Source organism: Mycobacterium asiaticum DSM 44297 (genome assembly GCF_000613245.1).
Classification (GTDB): domain Bacteria; phylum Actinomycetota; class Actinomycetes; order Mycobacteriales; family Mycobacteriaceae; genus Mycobacterium; species Mycobacterium asiaticum.
The window spans coordinates 666,325-685,866 of record NZ_HG964938.1; the positions used below are offsets into that span (position 1 = coordinate 666,325).

9 protein-coding genes are annotated in these 19,542 nt (G+C 67.7%); 3 read left to right on the top strand and 6 right to left on the bottom strand.

What is annotated here, in order from left to right:
* The first annotated feature begins 264 nt into the window (after positions 1–264).
* From fadD32 to BN972_RS21975, 3 genes are read left to right on the top strand one after another with little or no spacing between them, the layout of a single operon-like run.
* Positions 265–2,154: a long-chain-fatty-acid--AMP ligase FadD32 gene (gene fadD32 / locus BN972_RS21965; RefSeq protein WP_036362521.1), complete on the top strand. Its 1,890-nt coding sequence runs from the start codon at positions 265–267 to the stop codon at positions 2,152–2,154.
* Between the two features lie 34 nt (positions 2,155–2,188).
* Positions 2,189–7,588, top strand: coding sequence for a polyketide synthase Pks13 (gene pks13 / locus BN972_RS21970; protein WP_036362523.1), 5,400 nt, complete (start codon positions 2,189–2,191; stop codon positions 7,586–7,588).
* Positions 7,589–7,595: 7 nt separating this feature from the next.
* Positions 7,596–9,176: an acyl-CoA carboxylase subunit beta gene (locus tag BN972_RS21975; protein WP_036362525.1), complete on the top strand. Its 1,581-nt coding sequence runs from the start codon at positions 7,596–7,598 to the stop codon at positions 9,174–9,176.
* Positions 9,177–9,266: 90 nt separating this feature from the next.
* On the opposite strand, the gene BN972_RS21980 is transcribed toward BN972_RS21975, so the two are convergent.
* The 6 genes from BN972_RS21980 to BN972_RS22005 form a co-directional block, all read right to left on the bottom strand.
* Positions 9,267–9,599, bottom strand: coding sequence for a hypothetical protein (locus BN972_RS21980; protein ID WP_142277176.1), 333 nt, complete (start codon positions 9,597–9,599; stop codon positions 9,267–9,269).
* Positions 9,600–9,612: 13 nt separating this feature from the next.
* Entirely contained in the window at positions 9,613–11,397 is a 1,785-nt protein-coding gene (locus BN972_RS21985; RefSeq protein WP_036362530.1) for an acyl-CoA dehydrogenase family protein, read from the bottom strand.
* A 35-nt stretch (positions 11,398–11,432) separates the two neighbouring features.
* Positions 11,433–11,933 (bottom strand): hypothetical protein, encoded by a 501-nt coding sequence (locus BN972_RS21990; protein ID WP_036362532.1) that lies wholly within the window; start codon positions 11,931–11,933, stop codon positions 11,433–11,435.
* Positions 11,934–12,056: 123 nt separating this feature from the next.
* The gene (locus BN972_RS21995; protein ID WP_051545717.1) at positions 12,057–12,929 is read right to left on the bottom strand and encodes an SGNH/GDSL hydrolase family protein; all 873 of its coding nucleotides are present in this window, start codon (positions 12,927–12,929) and stop codon (positions 12,057–12,059) included.
* 11 nt (positions 12,930–12,940) lie between these two features.
* Positions 12,941–16,186 carry an arabinosyltransferase EmbB gene (embB, locus tag BN972_RS22000; RefSeq protein ID WP_051545718.1) on the bottom strand — a complete coding sequence of 1,082 codons (3,246 nt, stop codon included), beginning with the start codon at positions 16,184–16,186 and terminating at the stop codon, positions 12,941–12,943.
* Positions 16,183–19,503, bottom strand: a complete 3,321-nt coding sequence (locus tag BN972_RS22005) for an arabinosyltransferase domain-containing protein (protein ID WP_036362533.1) — start codon at positions 19,501–19,503, stop codon at positions 16,183–16,185. Before BN972_RS22005 ends, embB begins: the two co-directional genes overlap by 4 nt.
* Positions 19,504–19,542 lie beyond the last annotated feature (39 nt).

Sequence of the window (19,542 nt, forward strand, 5' to 3'; positions counted from 1 at the left end):
CTGTAAGCGGGATTATCTAGCTGGGCTATTAGACACACCGCTCGTGCGGCGGTAAGTCACGCGATCAGGCGTACCTTGTGATTTGGTCTGCCGCTCGCGGCCCCTTAACATTAAGAGAAAATTAAGAGCATGTGGTTGACCCGGTTGGGTCGAAGTCGGTTGAGACACGCGCCGTGGGCGACGGGCGCGGGTCGGAGCCAAGCCGCGCGTAGAACTTCAGTCGGCCGAGCCGACACCTAGAGAGCTTTTAACAGAGAGGGCGACATGGCGTACCACAACCCGTTCATCGTGAACGGAAAGATCAGGTTCCCGTCCAACACCAACCTGGTTCGTCACGTCGAGAAATGGGCGAAGGTGCGCGGCGACAAGCTGGCGTACCGGTTCCTGGACTTTTCCACCGAGCGGGACGGCATCGAACGCGACATCCTCTGGTCGGAGTTCAGCGCCCGCAACCGTGCGGTGGGGGCCCGGCTGCAGCAGGTGACCCAGCCGGGTGACCGGATCGCGATCCTGTGCCCGCAGAACCTGGACTACATGGTCTCCTTCTTCGGCGCGCTGTACTCCGGCCGGATCGCGGTGCCGCTGTTCGACCCGTCCGAACCGGGCCACGTCGGCCGGCTGCACGCGGTGCTCGACGACTGCACGCCGTCGACCATCCTGACCACCACCGAATCCGCCGAGGGTGTGCGCAAGTTCATCCGGGCCAGGTCGGTCAAGGAACGGCCCCGCGTGATCGCCGTCGACGCGGTGCCCAACGAGGTCGCCCAGACCTGGGTGGAGCCCGACGCCGACGAGAACACGATCGCCTACCTGCAGTACACCTCCGGGTCCACCCGCACCCCCACCGGTGTGCAGATCACCCACCTGAACCTGCCCACCAACGTGCTGCAGGTGCTCAACGCGCTGGAGGGCGCCGAAGGCGACCGCGGCGTCAGCTGGCTGCCGTTCTTCCACGACATGGGGCTGATCACGGTGTTGCTGACGTCGGTCCTCGGCCAGAGCTTCACCTTCATGACCCCGGCCGCGTTCGTGCGCCGGCCCGGCCGCTGGATCCGTGAGCTGGCGCGCAAGCCGGGGGAGACCGGCGGCACCTTCTCCGCCGCCCCGAACTTCGCGTTCGAGCACGCCGCGGTGCGCGGTCTGCCCCGCGACGACGAGCCGCCACTGGACCTGAGCAACGTCAAGGGCATCCTCAACGGCAGCGAGCCGGTGTCACCGGCGTCCATGCGTAAGTTCTTCAAGGCTTTCGAGCCCTACGGTCTGCCCGAAACCGCGATCAAGCCGTCCTATGGGCTGGCCGAGGCAACGTTGTTCGTCTCGACCACCGCGCCCGATGCGACGCCGACCGTCATTCACGTCGACCGCGACGAGCTGAACAAGCAGCGCTTCGTGGAGGTGCCCGCCGACTCGCCCAAGGCCGTCGCGCAGGTCTCCGCCGGCAAGATCGGCGTCGACGAGTGGGCCGTCATCGTGGACCCGGACACCGCCAGCGAGTTGCCGGACGGGCAGATCGGTGAGATCTGGCTGCACGGCAACAACCTGGGCATCGGCTACTGGGGCAAGGAGGAGGAGACGGCCAACGTCTTCAAGAACATCCTCAAATCGCGGATCAACCAGTCGCACGCCGAGGGAGCCCCCGACGACGGGTTGTGGGTGCGCACCGGCGACTACGGCACCTACCACGACGGCCACCTCTATATTGCGGGCCGGATCAAGGATCTGGTCATCATCGACGGCCGCAACCACTACCCGCAGGACCTCGAGTACACCGCGCAGGAATCCACCAAGGCGCTGCGGGTCGGTTACGTGGCGGCGTTCTCGGTGCCGGCCAACCAGCTGCCGCAGAAGGTGTTCGACGACCCGCACGCCGGCCTGAAGTTCGACCCGGAGGACACCTCCGAACAACTGGTGATCGTCGGGGAGCGCGCGGCCGGTACGCACAAGCTCGAGTACCAGCCGATCGCCGACGACATCCGCGCGGCCATCGCCGTCGGGCACGGGGTGACCGTGCGTGACGTGCTGCTGGTTTCCGCCGGCACGATCCCCCGGACCTCGAGCGGCAAGATCGGCCGTCGCGCCTGCCGCGCGGCCTACATCGACGGCAGCCTGCGCAGTGGCATCGGCTCGCCGACGGCATTCGCCGCCAACAACTGAGCGCAGAACCAGAGCGCAGAACTAAAGGTAGTCAATGTCTGACATCAGCGATTCCCAGGAGAACCTGCCCGCCACAAGCGCCGAGCCCGCCAAGAAGACCGACATGACGGTGCCCGAAATGCGGCAATGGTTGCGCAACTGGGTGGGCAAGGCGGTCGGGAAGTCTCCCGACGACATCGACGAGTCGGTGCCCATGGTCGAACTCGGCCTGGCGTCGCGCGACGCGGTCGCGATGGCGGCCGACATCGAAGACCTGACCGGGGTCACCCTGTCGGTCGCGGTCGCGTTCCAGCACCCGACCATTGAGTCGCTCGCCACCCGCATCATCGAGGGCGAGCCGGAGACGGCCGACGACGACTCCGATGGTGCGGATTGGACCCGCAACGGCCCGGCCGAACGGGTCGACATCGCGATCGTCGGCCTGTCCACCCGCTTCCCGGGCGATATGAACTCCCCGGAGGAGACCTGGCAGGCGCTGATGGAGGGCCGGGACGCGATCACCGACCTGCCCGAGGGCCGCTGGTCGGAATTTCTCGAGGAGCCGCGACTGGCCGAGCGGGTGGCCAAGGCCCGCACCCGCGGCGGCTACCTGAAGGACATCAAGGGTTTCGACTCCGAGTTCTTCGCGGTGGCCAAGACCGAAGCCGACAACATCGACCCGCAGCAGCGGATGGCACTGGAGCTCACCTGGGAGGCGCTCGAGCACGCCCGGATCCCGGCTTCCAGCCTGCGCGGTGAGTCGGTCGGCGTGTTCGTCGGCGTCACGAACAACGACTACGGATTCCTGGCGATCTCCGACCCGACCGTCGCGCACCCCTACGCGATCACGGGTAACTCGGGAGCGGTCATCGCCAACCGGGTGTCCTACTTCTACGACTTCCGCGGGCCGTCGGTCATGGTCGACACCGCGTGCTCGAGTTCACTGGTGGCGATGCACCAGGCCGTGCAGGCGCTGCGCAACGGCGAGGCCGACGTGGCGATCGCCGGCGGCGTCAATGCCCTCGTGACGCCGGCCGTCACACTCGGCTTCGACGAGATCGGCGCGGTGCTGTCACCGGACGGCCGGATCAAGTCGTTCTCGGCCGACGCCGACGGCTACACCCGCTCCGAGGGCGCCGGCATGGTCGTGCTCAAGCGGGTCGACGACGCCCGCCGCGACGGCGACCAGATCCTGGCCGTCATCGCCGGCAGCGCGGTCAACCACGACGGGCGATCCAATGGCTTGATCGCTCCCAACCAGGACGCGCAGGCCGACGTGTTGCGCCGGGCCTACAAGGACGCCGGCATCGACCCGCGCACTGTCGACTACATCGAGGCGCACGGCACCGGCACCATCTTGGGCGACCCGATCGAGGCCGAAGCGCTGGGACGCGTCGTCGGCAAGGGCCGTCCGGTTGATCGGCCCGCGCTGCTCGGCGCGATCAAGACCAACATCGGCCACCTGGAGTCGGCCGCCGGTGTGGCCAGCATGGCCAAGGTGGTGCTGGCGCTGCAGCACAACAAGCTGCCACCGTCGATCAACTTCGCAGGCCCGAGCCCCTACATCGACTTCGAGGCCACGCGTTTGAAGGTGATCGACCAGCCCACCGACTGGCCGCGCTACGGTGGCTACGCACTCGCCGGTGTGTCCAGCTTCGGGTTCGGCGGCGCCAATGCGCACATTGTTGTGCGCGAGGCATTGCCGCGCGACGTGATCGAGCGTGAGCCGGAGCCCGAGACCTCCCCGCAAGCCGCGGTGGTGTCGGCCGGTGGCGACCTGGCCGAAGGTCAGGGCCACTCGCTGCGCTTCGACGAGTACGGCGAGATCATCACCGACGACGTCCCAGTGGCCGTCGCCGAGGACGAGCCGGAACTGCCCGGCATCACCGAAGAGGCGCTGGCGCTCAAGGCGGCGGCATCCGAAGAGCTTGCCACGCAAGAACTTCCGGCCCCGGTGATTCCGTTGGCGGTGTCGGCGTTCCTGACCTCACGCAAGAAGGCCGCGGCCGCCGAGTTGGCGGACTGGATGGAGAGTCCCGAAGGCCAGGCTGCGTCGCTGGAGTCGATCGGTCGGTCGCTGTCGCGGCGTAACCACGGCCGCTCCCGCGCGGTGGTGCTGGCCCGCGACCACGAGGAGGCCATCAAGGGTCTGCGCGCGATCGCCGAAGGCAAGCAGCGACCCAACGTGTTCAGCGCCGACGGGCCGGTGACCAACGGCCCGGTGTGGGTGCTGGCCGGGTTCGGTGCGCAGCACCGCAAGATGGGCAAGAGCCTGTATCTGCGCAACGAGGTGTTCGCCGAGTGGATCGAGAAGGTCGACGCGCTGATCCAGGACGAGCTGGGTTACTCGGTGCTGGAATTGATTCTGGACGACTCGCAGGACTACGGCATCGAGACGACACAGGTCACCATCTTCGCGATTCAGATCGCGCTGGGTGAGCTGCTCAAGCATCACGGCGCCAAGCCCGCGGCGGTCGTCGGGCAGTCGCTGGGCGAGGCCGCGTCGGCGTACTTCGCCGGCGGCCTGTCGTTGCGCGACGCCACCCGCACCATCTGCTCGCGCTCGCACCTGATGGGCGAGGGCGAGGCGATGCTGTTCGGCGAGTACATCCGGTTGATGGCGCTGGTGGAGTACTCCGCCGACGAGATCAAGACGGTGTTCTCCGACTTCCCCGACCTTGAGGTGTGCGTCTACGCGGCACCCACCCAGACCGTGATCGGCGGCCCGCCCGAGCAGGTCGACGCGATCATCGCCAGGGCGGAATCCGAGGGCAAGTTCGCTCGCAAGTTCCAGACCAAGGGCGCCAGCCACACCCAGCAGATGGACCCGCTGCTCGGTGAGCTGTCGGCCGAACTGCAGGGCATCAAGCCGATGAGCCCCACCTGCGGCATCTACTCAACCGTGCACGAGGGCAGCTACATCAAGCCCGGTAGCGACCCGATCCACGACGTGGACTACTGGAAGAAGGGTCTGCGGCACAGCGTCTACTTCACCCACGGCATCCGTAACGCGGTGGACAGCGGGCACACCACCTTCCTCGAGCTCGCGCCCAACCCGGTGGCGCTGATGCAGGTCGGTTTGACGACCGCGTCGGCCGGTCTGCACGACGCCCAGCTGATCCCGACGCTGGCCCGCAAGCAGGACGAGGTCGAGTCGATGATCTCGGCGATGGCCCAGCTGTACGTGCACGGCCACGACCTGGACGTGCGGACGCTGTTCACCCGGGCTTCCGGTCCCGAGGACTATGCGAACATCCCGCCGACCCGGTTCAAGCGCAAGGAGCACTGGCTGCCCGTGCACTTCTCCGGCGACGCGTCGGTGCTGATTCCCGGCAACCATGTCGCGCTGCCGGATGGCCGGCACGTGTGGGAGTACGCCCCGCGGGACGGCCAGGCCGACCTGGTCGCCTTGGTGAAGGCGGCGGCCACGCAGGTGCTGCCGGACGCCACGTTGACGGCGGCCGAGCAGCGTGCGGTGCCCGGCGACGGCGCGCGGTTGGTGACGACGCTGACGCGTCATCCCGGTGGTGCCTCGGTGCAGGTGCATGCGCGCATCGACGAGTCGTTCACTTTGGTGTACGACGCGCTGGTGACCCGCGGCGGTACCGAGTCGGTGCTGCCGGCGGCGGTCGGCGCGGGCACGGCGGTGGCCGTTTCGGCGGCCAGCCCGGTGACCGAGACGGCTGGCCCCCCGGTCGAAGAGGACGATGCCGCCGAGACCCTCACGGACAGCCTGACCAACCGGTACCTGCCTTCGAGCGTGGGTCGGTGGTCGCCGGATTCGGGAGAGACCATCGCCGACCGCCTGGGCACCATCGTGGCCGCGGCCATGGGCTACGAGCCCGAGGACCTGCCGTGGGAGGTCCCGCTGATCGAGCTCGGCCTGGACTCGCTGATGGCGGTGCGGATCAAGAACCGCGTCGAGTACGACTTCGACCTGCCGCCGATTCAGCTGACCGCAGTGCGCGACGCGAACCTGTATGCCGTGGAGAAGCTGATCGAGTACGCGATCGAGCACCGCGACGAGGTGCAGCAGCTGCACGAGTACCAGAAGACGCAGACGACCGAGGAGATCGCGCGGGCGCAGGCCGAATTGCTCAGCGGCGCATCGCCGGCCAGCCTGGTGGCGCCGGCGCCGGACCCGCAGGCCGAGCCGCAGACGCAGGCCGAGCAGTCGGCACCGCCACAGACCCAGTCGGCGCCGCCGCCCCCCTCGGACGTGCCGATTCCGCCGCCGCCGACCAACCCGCTGGGCCCGTCGGGCGCCAACGGCGCGAACGGCAACGGCACCGGCGACAAGGCGCCGGATCTCAAGGGTGCCGCCGAGGCGCTCAACCAGGAGGCTGTCGCGCAAGCGCTCAACTCCGACGTGCCGCCGCGCGACGCCGCCGAACGGGTCACTTTTGCGACCTGGGCGATTGTCACGGGCAAGTCCGCCGGCGGGATCTTCAACCTGCTGCCCAAGCTGGACGAGGCCACGGCGGAGAAGATGGCGCAGCGGCTGTCCGAGCGCGCCGAGGGACCGATCACCGCCGAGGACGTCCTGAGCTCGCCCAACATCGAGGCGCTGGCCGACAAGGTGCGCCAGTACCTGGAGGCCGGCGTCATCGACGGGTTCGTCCGCACCCTGCGGGCGCGCCCGGAGGGCAGTTCGCGGCCCCCGGTGTTCGTCTTCCATCCCGCCGGCGGGTCGACCGTCGTGTACGAGCCGTTGCTCAAGCGGCTGCCGCCGGATGTGCCGATGTACGGGTTCGAACGGGTCGAGGGATCGATCGAAGAGCGGGCTGCCCAATACGTGCCGAAGCTCATCGAGATGCAGGGCGACGGGCCCTACATCCTGGCCGGTTGGTCGCTGGGCGGGGTGCTGGCGTACGCCTGCGCGATCGGGCTGAAGCGCGAGGGCAAGGATGTCCGGTGGGTCGGCCTGATCGATGCGGTGCGTGCCGGCGAGGAGATTCCGCAAACCAAGGAAGAGATCCGCAAGCGCTGGGACCGTTACGCGAAGTTCGCCGAGAAGACGTTCAACGTCACCATTCCGGAGATTCCGTACGAGCACCTCGAGACCCTCGACGACGAGGGCCAGGTCCGGTTCGTGCTGGATGCCGTCAGCCAGAGCGGGGTGCAGATCCCGGCCGGGATCATCGAGCATCAGCGCACGTCGTACCTGGACAACCGGGCGATCGACACCGCGCAGATCCAGCCCTTCGATGGGCATGTCACGCTCTATATGGCCGATCGATACCATGACGACGCGATCATGTTCGAGCCGCGGTATGCCGTCCGGAAGCCGGATGGCGGCTGGGGCGAGTACGTTTCCGACCTCGAGGTCGTGCCGATCGGTGGAGAGCACATCCAGGCCATCGACGAGCCGATCATCGCCAAGGTCGGCGAACACATGAGCCGCGCGCTGGACAAGATCTCGGGTGAACCGGACAGAGTGGAACAGGTGAGGTAGGCGACTAGTGACCGAATTGGCTCCAGACCCAGCTCCCATCGTCCATTCGACAGCCGAGAAGCTGGCCGAGCTTCGTGCTCGTCTGGAGCTGGCCAAGGAGCCCGGCGGCGAGAAAGCCGCCGCCAAGCGTGAGAAAAAGGGCATCCCCAGCGCCCGTGCCCGCGTCCACGCTCTCGTCGACCCCGGCACGTTCTTTGAGATCGGGGCGCTGTGCAAGACCCCCGGTGACCCCAACGCGTTGTACGGCGACGGCGTGGTCACCGGCCACGCGCTGATCGACGGCCGTCCGGTCGGGGTGTTCTCGCACGACCAGACGGTGTTCCAGGGCACCGTCGGCGAGATGTTCGGCCGCAAGGTCGCCCGGCTGATGGAGTGGTGCGCGATGGTCGGCTGCCCGATCATCGGGATCCAGGACTCCGGCGGTGCCCGCATCCAGGACGCCGTCACCTCGCTCGCCTGGTATGCCGAGTTGGGTCAGCGTCACGAAGCGCTGTCCGGGGTGGTGCCGCAGATCTCGCTGATCTTCGGCAAATGCGCCGGGGGAGCGGTGTATTCGCCGATCCAGGACGACCTGCTGGTCTCGGTGCGCGACCAGGGCTACTTCTTCGTCACCGGCCCCGACGTCATCCGTGAGGTCACCGGCGAGGACGTCACCCTCGACGAGCTCGGCGGCTCCGATGCGCAGGCCCGCTACGGCAACATCCACCAGGTGGTGAACTCCGAAGCCGAAGCGTTCCAGTACGTACGCGAATTCCTGTCGTTCCTGCCGTCCAACTGCTTCGGCAAACCGCCGGTCATCAACCCCGGTCTGGAACCGGAGATCACCCCGACCGACCTGGAACTCGATTCGATCGTGCCGGACTCCGACAATGCGGCCTACGACATGCACGAGATCCTGCTACGCATCTTCGACGACGGGGACTTCCTGGACGTCGCTCCGCAGCACGGGCCGGCCATCATCACCGGGTACGCCCGGGTGGACGGGCGGCCGGTGGGCGTGATCGCCAACCAGCCCATGCACATGTCCGGCGCGATCGACAACGAGGCTTCCGACAAGGCGGCGCGCTTCATCAGGTTCTGCGATTCCTTCCAGATCCCGCTGGTGTTCGTCGTCGACACGCCGGGGTTCCTGCCCGGCGCCGAGGAGGAGAAGCGGGGCATCATCAAGCGCGGCGGGCGGTTCCTGTACTCCGTCGTCGAGGCCGACGTGCCCAAGGTGACGATCACCATCCGCAAGTCCTACGGCGGCGCGTACGCGGTGATGGGCTCGCGGCAGTTGACCGCCGACTTCAACTTCGCCTGGCCCACCGCGCGGATCGCGGTGATCGGTGCGGAGGGGGCCGCTCAGCTGCTGATGAAACGGTTCCCCGACCCCACCACGCCCGAGGCGCAGCAGATCAAGAAGGACTTCATCGAGGGTTACAACCTGAACATGGCCATTCCGTGGACGGCCGCCGAGCGCGGGTTCATCGACGCGGTGGTCGACCCGCACGAGACCCGGCTGCTGCTGCGCCGGTCCCTGCATATCCTGCGCGACAAGCAGAATTGGGCGCGGCTGGCGCGTAAGCACGGCCTGATCCCGATCTAGCCGCGAGTTTGTGCGGGTCGGTTAGTTGCGGCGAGTGTGCGAACGGCGACGCAACACGCCGGTGCGCCGTCGGCAAACGCACACTCGATCTCAACCCGCCGGTTCCACAAAGGTGATTCGCTGTCCCGCGACCGCGTAGGTGAACCGAACCGGGGTCTGGTTCTGCAGGCTTTGCCGCAGCATCGCGTGCCATGCGATGAAATTCGGTTCATCGCGTTCCAGGAAGTAGATCGCCGCGAGGTGTCCGAAGGCCACCCGCACCGCGGCATCCGGATCGGCATCCCAGAGCTGCACCACGACTTGCTCGTCGGGCTGTGAGTCGGCGGCGGCTTCGCCCGGCGCGATGCAAACCAGCGCGAAAACCGCTAGTAGCAGCGTCACCATCATCCGGCGAGCAGACGCGAAAGCCCCTGTTTTGATCATGTTTCGGGTGCTTTCACGTCTGCTCGCCGAGAGATAGCGACCCGGCCACCAGGTCGTCGAAGCGCTCCAACGCTTCGTCGGCATCGGCGTCGATACCGCGCAGCGGCCCATGGTCTGCCAGGTACCGCCGCGCATAGAGCCGGGCGACCAATGCTTTGCGATCACCACCGCGCGTCTCCCGCTCCCACGCCGCCTGCTCGGTGAGCAGCGCACCGGCATACACGTCGCCCATGAACTGGGCCAGCGGGTAAAGCCGCGCCTCGGCCACCGGGCCGTCCAGCTTCTGCCAGGCCGTGATGGCCGCGTCCAGATCTTCGATCCGATCTGCCACCAGGCGGGTCGTCTCGTCGTCGTCGGAGACGGACACCGCGTCGCGCATCCGACCCAGCAGCGCCTCGTGGGCCCGGGTCTGCATGATGCCGCGGCGCACATCCAGGCACAGAATATTGTCCGGGCCCTCCCAAATAGTGTTCACCTGCCCGTCGCGCAATAGCCTTGCCACCGGCCAGGTTTCGATATAGCCATTGCCGCCGTGGATCTCGATCGCGTCGGACGCCGCGGTAATGCCCAGCCGGGCGACCTTGAGCTTGGTGACCGGGACGGCGATGCGTTGCCGCAGACCCCGCGGCTGGCGATGGTTCTTCGCGCCGGTGCCGTCGAACACCAGCGCCTGCGCGGCTTCGACGTCGACGATCAGTTCCGCCAGCTTGCGTCGCATCAGCGGCTTGTCGATCAGCGCACCGCCGAACGCCTGCCGCTGTCGGGCGTAACACAACGACTCGACCAGCGCGCGACGCGCGTTGGCGAGCGCGAACAGCGCGATGCCCAACCGAGCCGCGTTGGTCAGCTCCATCATCCGGCCCAGGCCCTTGCCGTCCGACGGACCGGCGTCCGCGGCAGCCTCCCCGGACAGCAGAAAAGCTTCCGCATCGACGAACTCGACCTCGCCGGAAGCGACCGATCGGGTCCCGAGTTTGTCCTTGAGTCGGCGCACCCGCACCCCGTTGCGCGACCCGTCGCGGCGGGTACGGAGCACCAGGAAATTGGCGACGCCGCGGCTCGAGTCGGGTGCCCCTTCCGGTTTGGCCAGCACGACGAACGCCTCGCCGGCGCAGTTGGACGCGAACCACTTGAAGCCGTTCAGCAGCCACGCGTCACCCGCCCGCCGCGCCGTCGTCTCCAGCGCGCCCAGATCCGACCCGCCGGTCCGTTCGGTAAGCAGCTGCGCCGTTTCACCGGCCCACTCACCGGAGTCGAACTTGGCCAGCACGTAGTCGCGCACGTCCGGCGGCGCGTAGGCGGTCACCAGCGACTGGACCATGCCGCCCCCGGTGCCCAGCGCGCAGCCCATCCCGATGTCGGCCTGGTTCAGCAGATAGTTCGACGCAAACACCGACAGCGACGAGCGGAAGCCCGCAGAACGCGCCGCGTCGCGCAACTTCTGCTGCGCATCCAGGACGGCGCGTTTGGACTGCGTGAACGACGGCGGCATGACGACCCGGCTGATGTCGTGTCCCCAGCGGTCGTAGCGTTCCAGGCGCGGCGGGTTTCGGTCGGTCTCCTCGGCCCAGCGCGCCACCGGCCCACCCATCAGGGCACCGATGTCGGTCAGTTGCGGCTCGACCACGGCCAGTTCGTCGGGCCTCAGGTAGTACGCCATGGTGAACTGCAATGTGGGGTCGGCCAGATACCAGTTCAATCCTGTTGCGCCGGAATAGCTTTCGGTGCGGTAACGTTCCGACTTCGCCGGTGTGGAGAACGGCAGCCGATCGACGGCCTCCAGGTCGTACTCGGTCATGCCGCGACGGTATTACAAATCGGCGCTGTTTCGGGTCAGACCGGCGACACGTACTCCGAGGTATAGAACTCCGCCGGCGCCTGGTTGTTGGGATGGGGCGATGCGACGAACACCCAAACGCCCGTCGCGCCCTGTCGCAAGGGGGCCGTGATGGTCACGTTCGCGACCCCCGCCCCGTCGGTGTCCAAGCCGGTGAACGTGGTGCCCGGATCGCCCGGACCGCAGGTTTCCGACGACGGCCGCGGCATTTGTATGAGGCCGATGTCGTAGTGGGCGCCCGGGCTGTTCGAGATCACCATGTTCACGTCGGCGACAACCGTCGACCCCGACGTGTGAATATTGGCCACGCCGCGCCCGGCCGAGGTCCGCAGCACCTGGGTCCAGGTCTGGACGGCGCTGAAATCGCATCTGCGCAAGACCGAATTGATCGGCACCGGTGAGTTCGCCGAAGCGGTACCGGCCTCCAATGTCACCGTCGAGGCGGCCACAACCACCATTGCCGTAGCGGAAAATCCCAAGCGAGTCAGCGTCCGCATCTGCCCACCATTCCTATTCGCCCGAATTCCTGGGCTGAGATATTGACAGAATTAGCGAAACTGAAACAGCCGCCGGAAAATCGCAGCAATTGCTTTGGGTAAGTAATCCAACAACATTGAGGCTTAGCGGTTCTCGGATAGCACCAGATAGTCGGTCAGGGCATTACCGACGGCGATGGCGCCCAACGCGGTGGGATGCAAGGGCACGCTGTCGTTGTCGGTGACATAGCCCGAGACATATCTGTCGGCCGCCGGGGCGCACATGTCGTGTCCCTCGGACAGCGACCGGGTGTCGAAAAACTCGATCCCCTTTTCGGCGGCGAGTTGTATTTGCCGGTCGTCGAGTTCGTCGACCTTGGCCTGCAAGTAGTTGGCGTCTGGCGGCAGCAGCGGTTGCTCGGGGAAACAGCCGTTCGGCCGGACGAAGGTGCCGTAGCCCACCATGATGATCCTTGCCCTGGGGGCCGCGGCGCGGAGTTGATCGATCATGGTGGCCCAGACGGGCAACTGCGCGGCGATGGTACTGGACAACCGGTCTTCGTTGTCGGCGAGAAATTTGGTGCTGCACGGCTTCGGGTCGGCGCCTTTGGCCTCGCAGGACTCCGCGTCGCCCGCCAGCCCGACGTCGTTGGCGCCGATGGTGATCGTGATCAGGTCCGTAGGCGGGCCGATCATGTCGAGCTGGCGGGGGATCAGCCCGTGGTCGGTCCGCTGCTCGCGGTTGACGACGTCATCGGTCGTCGCTCCGCTGCAGGTGACGTCGTGAAATGCCGACGCGTCGAGGCGCCGGGCTAGCACGGCGGGGTAGTTGTTGGTAGAGCGGTGGCAGCCGCGCGGCGCCGCCGGCTCCGGCACGCCCGGGGCGGCGGCGAAAGAGTCACCCATGGCGACGTAATTCGGCCGCGCGGCCGCGCCGGGACCGGCCGACGGCGCCGCGGCGCATCCGCCGGACGCGACGACGACCAGCAGGGCGACGCCCAGGCGTGTCGAGGACATGCCAACCAGTGTTACGGCCCGATGCGGATCTTGCCCGGCGACCACAGGCCGCTGCGCGTCGCCTCGCCTAGGTCCAGCCGCGCGGGCGGCGCGTCGACCAGGGTCTCGAACTTGCGCAGCGAGCCCCAGTCGCGGGCCCAGTCGCGGGACAGGTAGGTGGCCATTACGTGGGCGCGCAGCAACAGGTCGGTGATGCCGAGCAGGCCGCCGTTCTTGCCGTCTTCCCAGGTGTCGGTGTCCAGCTTCTTGGCCGAGTAGTCCGGCGTGATGCGGAACCGTGGAATCTCGGTTACTCCGTTGGTGTGCAGCATCGGCCGTTGGCACGGGAAGGCCAGCCCCACCGCCCAGTCCAGCAGGACCGGCTGCGTCGAACCGACATACTCCTGCAGGGAACGCAACTCCGGCACCCGTGGCGGGGTGATCGCGATCCAATCCTCCGGGGTCAGCGACAGGTCTTCGGCGACCACCCGGACCGCGACGGCATCGGCCGGCATCTTGTCCCGGGCGAACCGCAGATTGCGCCACGCCTTGGGCTGCTCGCCGTACAGATCGTCGGGCACCAGCCGTCCGGCCGGCACCAGCGCGCCGGGGGTGGGCCTGGCGTACTCGAGTACCACGGTCTGCCCGGCCGTGTAGTGGTGCAGCACGCTGTTGCCGGCGATCTTGCCGGCCGCCGTCACGACCACCAGTGGATGCCCGTCATCGGGCTTGGGCAACAGATACCACGCCGAGGCGAGTTTGCTCTGTTGCTGTGCGCCGCTGGTGTAGGTGCCGGCCAGCGGCACCCGCGCCGGGTCGAGCTGGTAGGGGAGCGGCACTCTGGAACCGTTGACGCCCGTTGTTTCCGTTTTGGCTGGGGCATCCCAGTCGTAATCGGTGCCGGGCTGGTTGGGTTTCATCACGATCGCCTCGGCGACGGTGTGCTCCGGCACGCCGTTGGGTGAGAAGCCGACCGGGTCGGTGCCGCCCAGTGGACCGAGCGGGCCGTAATCACCGGGTAGCGGTGTCATGAAGCCGGCGTTGGTGTCCGGTTCGACGAGCACATCGTCGGCCAGTCCGCAGCCGCCGGCGAAGGCCCGGATGTTCGACCAGCCGTTGGAGTAGGTGGGGTACTGCCGCACGATCCCAATGCCCATTGACGCGACGAACACCAACGCCATGAACCCGGCGGCCAGCGCGACGGGCGCCTTCGTCAGAGCACGGACCACCCGGCCTTCACCACTACCACGGGGTGCGAAGTGCAACCAGGACGCATATATCGCAGCGATCGCAAACAGCGCGAAAAACATTGCGCTGACCGAGATCCCGGCAATCTTGGGCATGGTGCTGTTGAACGGCACGCCGTAGCTGGATACGTACCACCAACCGTTGGTGGTGGCGAAACACAGCGCGAGCATGAAGAATACCGCGGCCAGAAAGGCCATCCGATTGCGCGACCAGCGCAGCACCGATGGCGACACCAGCACGGTCGTCAGCGCCGCCATCGCGGCGCCCACCGCGGCGAACAGACCGAAGTGGTGCACCCATTTGGTCGGGGTGAACATCAGGAAGAACATGGTGCCGAAGATGATGCCCATCAGCCGCCACGCCGGGCCGCGGGCCACACCGGGAATTCGCTTGCGCCGCAACATGATGAACACCGCCGTGAACAGGCACAGCGCGGTGATCAGGAACCCGAACCGGCGCGACAACGAGCCGTCGACGGTGGGCAGGATCAGGTAGTAGTAGCGCAGGTTCTCGGTATACCAGGCCTGGCTCGGTCCGATCTTGCCCCGAACCCTGGTGGCTTCCAAGACACTTGACAGCGTCTGGTCGGCGAAGACCACCGTCAGGATGATCGTTCCCGCCGCCAGCATCGGCGACAGCAACGGCAACGTGCCCCCGACCATCCGGCGGCGTTTCACCAGAATTCGCAGCAGCGGACGGCCGGCGGCCACCAGCGCCGCCACCGCGATCAGCCCGGTGGGCTGCACACCGAGGGTGAACGCCGCGGTGATGATCGCCAGCGCTGCCGGTGTCAGGCGGCTGTACCGCATCGACCGTTCGATCAGCACATAGGTGACCAGCGACCCGAGCGCGATGATCCCCTCGGGGCGCAGCCCGTTGTCGAAAGGCATCCACGCGGTCAGTAGCACCATCGCCGCGGCCCAGTTGGCGGGTTTGCTGGCAGTCACCGCCGGGCCTAGCCGGGGCAGCACTTCGCGCGAGAGCAACAGCCAGCACACCAGCCCGGCGAACAGGTCGGGCAGGCGCATCCAGATGCTGGAGTCGCTGACGTGGGTCATCAGCGCGAGCAGGTTGTAGTACCAGCCGAACGGGTCTTCCGGGCTGCCGAACCAGCGGAAGTAGTTGGACATGTAGCCGGCCCGGTCGGCGACGCGGGCCATGCCCAGGATGTAGCCGTCGTCGGAGGAGTTTGCACCGATGACGTGCCAGAGCAGGAAGGCGAAGATCACCACGCCGTCGAGCAGGGTGAAGGTGCGCCAGTTGGCCGGAATCCAGCGGCGCATTCGATGCCCGTCGAGCTGGTCGAGTCGCCACAGCGCGATCAGCGCAACGAGGGTGGAGACGATCGCCCCGACAATGGCAAGCAACTTGAGGGTGGTCGGGGTGGTGGAGAACCGGGTGTCGATGGTCGCCGACATGCTCAGCTTGGGCGGCGCCGGCCCGGTGAGGTCGGTGAAGACGCCGACGATTTGCGGACGCAGGTTCGGGTCGGGGAACCCGCTGCGCAGCGGCCCGCCGCCGGGATCCTTGAGACCGATGAAGTTGGCGAAGGTGCCCGCGTGCGTCGAGCTGATGTCGATGTACTCACACTGCGGGGAAGCCACCAGGTCGCGCGGCACCGACAGGATCACCACGTTGCGGTCGGTCACGTCCACGCGTTGGGCGCTGACCACGACGAACAGGGCGTTGAGGTTGGCGTCCTTGCCCTGTTTGGGCGCGGTGCCCAGCACCACTCCACCCGACGGCGGCATCTCGCGCACGATGCTGCATGGCACGGTCGCCTTGAAGTCCACCGGTGTCAGCGAGATCAGCGGCGACGTGACGCTGTTGAGCTGGCCGTTCTGCGGCCAGTTCAGCATTGCGGTGGTCTGGACCACCGGCAGCAGTGGCGTGGCGACCGACAACACGAATCCGAGCAACCCGGCGATGGTGGCGACCCAGCGGGTGATTTTTTCCCGGCGAGCAGACGCGAAAGCCCCCGAATTCGCCGGAGTCGGGGTGCTTTCGCGTCTGCTCGCGCTCGTTGTCATGGGAGGGCCCTAATCGGTCCTTGCCGGCTCCAGCCGGGCACGGTGGTCACGCCCTGCTGGACGACGGCGTCGGGCGCGCGATCAGTCGGGACCAGGCGGTGGTACTGCTCCACCGAACCCCAGTCCCGGTACCAGTCCCCGCTCAGATACGTCGAGATCGTCGACGTCCACAGCAACCCCTGGGTGAACATGAACGGCCCGCCGGTCGACGCCGCCTGCCACAGGTTCGACGACACCGCGGTCTGCTTGTGGTCGGGCAGGATCCGATAGTCGGGTAGCTCGGCTATGCCCAGGTGCTCGGAGAACGGGCGTTGGCACGGGAAGTTGGCCGCCGTCGCGATGTCCATCAGCACCGGGGTCTGCGAGCCGATCAACCGCTGCAGCGATTCCAGCTCGGGCACCCGCGGTGGCGTGAAGGCGAACCACTGCTCGGAGCTCAGGTTCGGGTCGTAGGCGACGATGCGGGCCACGTTGGCTTCCGGCGGCGCCCAGGTGAGCGGGAACCGCAGATTGCGCCAGGCCGGTTGCGGACCGAGGTCGATCGGGAACACCTCGCCGAGCGGGGTGAACTTCCCGTCCGGTCGGGAGATGCCCCACTGCAGCTTGAGCGACTGGCCGTACATGAAGTCGCCGTCCTCTTTATAGGACCAGATTGCGCCGGCGGCCGAGACCACCACCAACGGCCGGTCGGGCCGGCGCGGCGGCAGCTGGTACCAGGCAGAGGTGGCCCGGGCCGCCAGGTTGTTCTCGCCGTAGCTGCCCATCACCGGGGTGCGGGCGGGATCCAGTCCGAACGGCAGGAACGCGTGGGACCCGTTGAGGCCGGCGGGACCCTTGCCGCCGGCGGTACCGGCGGAATCGGTGATGGCGGCGTTGGGCTTATTGGGTGAGGCGTCGGAATTGACGACGCCGGGCTTGCTGACCACCGGGTCGGACTTGAGGTCCTCGCCGACGCCCTCGGGCTTGAAGCCGAGCGGGTTGACGCCGCCGAGCGGCCCGTCGGGACCGAACTGCTGACCCGGCACCGGCTGCAGCATGCCGGCGTTTGGGTCGGGCTCGGCCAGCACGTCGTCGGCCATGGCGCAGCTCGTCGGCGACAGGCCTGACGTCAGGGCGGCCAGGTTGGCCTTGCCAGTGGTGTACAGCGGGTAGCGGAATACCGCGCCCTTGGCCAGCGAGCCGACCTCACCCAGGACCATGATCACCGCCACCACCAGCAGCGGCGCCGAGGCCAGCACACGGTTGCGCCGGTTGTTCTTCACCTCGGTGTGCCCGGCGTAGTCCATCCGGAAGTGGTACCAGGCGGCCAGCAGGCCGGTCAGGATCGACAGCGTCAGGAACATCGAGGTGACCGGATGGCTGGCGACGACCGGCTGGATGTCGTACCAGGGGACCCCGTAGTTGCCGACGTAGAACCACCCGTTGATGCCGGAAGTGGCCCACGCGAGCACGAACAACAGCGCGGTGACGTACAGGGCGAGGTTGCGTCGGCTGTGCAGGCCGATCCGCGCGACGGTGAAGGCGGTGACGGCGCCCAGGGCGCCGGCCAGGCTGGCGAACGCGCCGAACTGGATGGCCCATTTCGTCGGGGTGAAGTGCAGCAGCAGCAGGCCGATCGCGGTGGTGCCCAACAGCCGCCAGGCCGGCCCGGTGGCCAGGCCGGCCACCCGGCCGCGGCGCAGCAGCACGAACAGCATTCCGAACATGCACAGCAGCAGCACCAGCACCGCGAACCGCCGCGCCATCGAACCGTCCGCATTGCTCTCGACGGTGAGGAAGTAGTACCGCAGGAAGTCCTGATACCAGGCGATCGTCGGGCCGACCTTGTACTTGATGCGGGCTGATTCGGCCGCGGTGGCCAGCGTCTGCGAGCGGAACACCACCACGGTGATCAGCGAGAGCGACGCGGCCAGCACCACCAGCGGCGCCAGCAGGCCGTCGGTGGCCCGCCGCCGCCGGATGATCTGCGCGATCGCGCGGGCACCCGTCAACAACGCTGCGACGGCGATCAGACCCTGCGGTGCGAGCGTGGCGGTCAGCGCGGCCACGATGATGGCCAGCGTGGCCGGGGCGAGCCTGCCCAGCGCGATCGACCGCTCCACCAGGATCCAGGTGAGCAGCACGCCCAGGGCGATCAACGGTTCGGGCCGCAGGCCGTTGTTGAACGGCAGCCACGCGGCGATGAACACCGCGCCGGCGGTGTACAGGGCGACCCGGTTACCGGCCAGGCCGCCGCGGCCCGGCCCGAGCCGGCGCAGCACGCAGTGGCTGATCAGCAGCCAGCAGCCGATGCCGGCCAGCAGGGCGGGCAGCCGCATCCACACCCCGGCGCTGCTGACCGCCGCGAGCTTGGCCAGCACGCTGAAGTACCAGTCGAACGGCGCGTTGGTGGTGCCGAAGTAGCGGTAGTAGTCGACGATGTATCCGGCCTTCGGCGCCACCCGGGCGATGGTGAGGTTGTAACCGTCGTCGGACGTGGTGGCGCCGATGACGTGCCAGAGCAGCAGCGTCGCGATGACTGCGGCGTCGGCGAGCCACGTCGCCAGCCCCGCGTGCGGGCCGCTGCGCAATCGCGGCCGGTAGCGGGCCAGCAGCGCCATCGGCGAACGCCAGTTGCGCAGCGAGTCACCGCGGCTGAGGCGGTCCAGCGCGGCCAGCGCGAGGATGGCAGCCAGTACGGCGAGTGCGCCGAGGCCCATGGCCAGCGACTTCAGCGTGGTGGGCGCGAGGATGAACCGGGTATCGACGTCGACGCGTGCCGACAGGCCGGGCTGGGCCCGCACCTTCAGATCGGTGAAGATGCCGCCGACCTGGGGTTTCTTCTCGGGCGCCAGCTTGCCGGTGGCACCGGGGATACCGATGAAATCGGCGCCCGCGCCGCCGGCGTCGGCCCAGATGTGCAGCACCTGGCAGCCGCCCGCCGCGATCGCCGGGCGCGGCGCGACCGCGGCCACCGTGTCGCGGAATGCGACGACGACCGTGTCCTTGTTGGCGCGCACGAACAGCCCGTGCTTGCCGGTCTCGAAGCCGTCGGTCGGCAGGGTCGAGACCACCAGGCCGCCGTTGGCGGGCAGGGTCGCGATCGCAGAACAGGGGATGGAGATGTCCAGTGCCTGCGGCGCCCCGGACACCAGCGGGGCCGTGATCTGGGTGATGCTGCCGTCGGCGCCGGTGCCCTGCGGCCACACGATGGTGGCGGTGGTCTGCCGCACCGGTAGCAACGGAACCAGCAGGCATAACACCAGACCGGCGATTCCCGAGACGACGGCTACCAGCCGGGCGATCCGGTGGGATCGCTCATTACCGTCGGGGGACACGATGGTCGATCGTAGGCGACGCGAGTAAGTGACTATTGG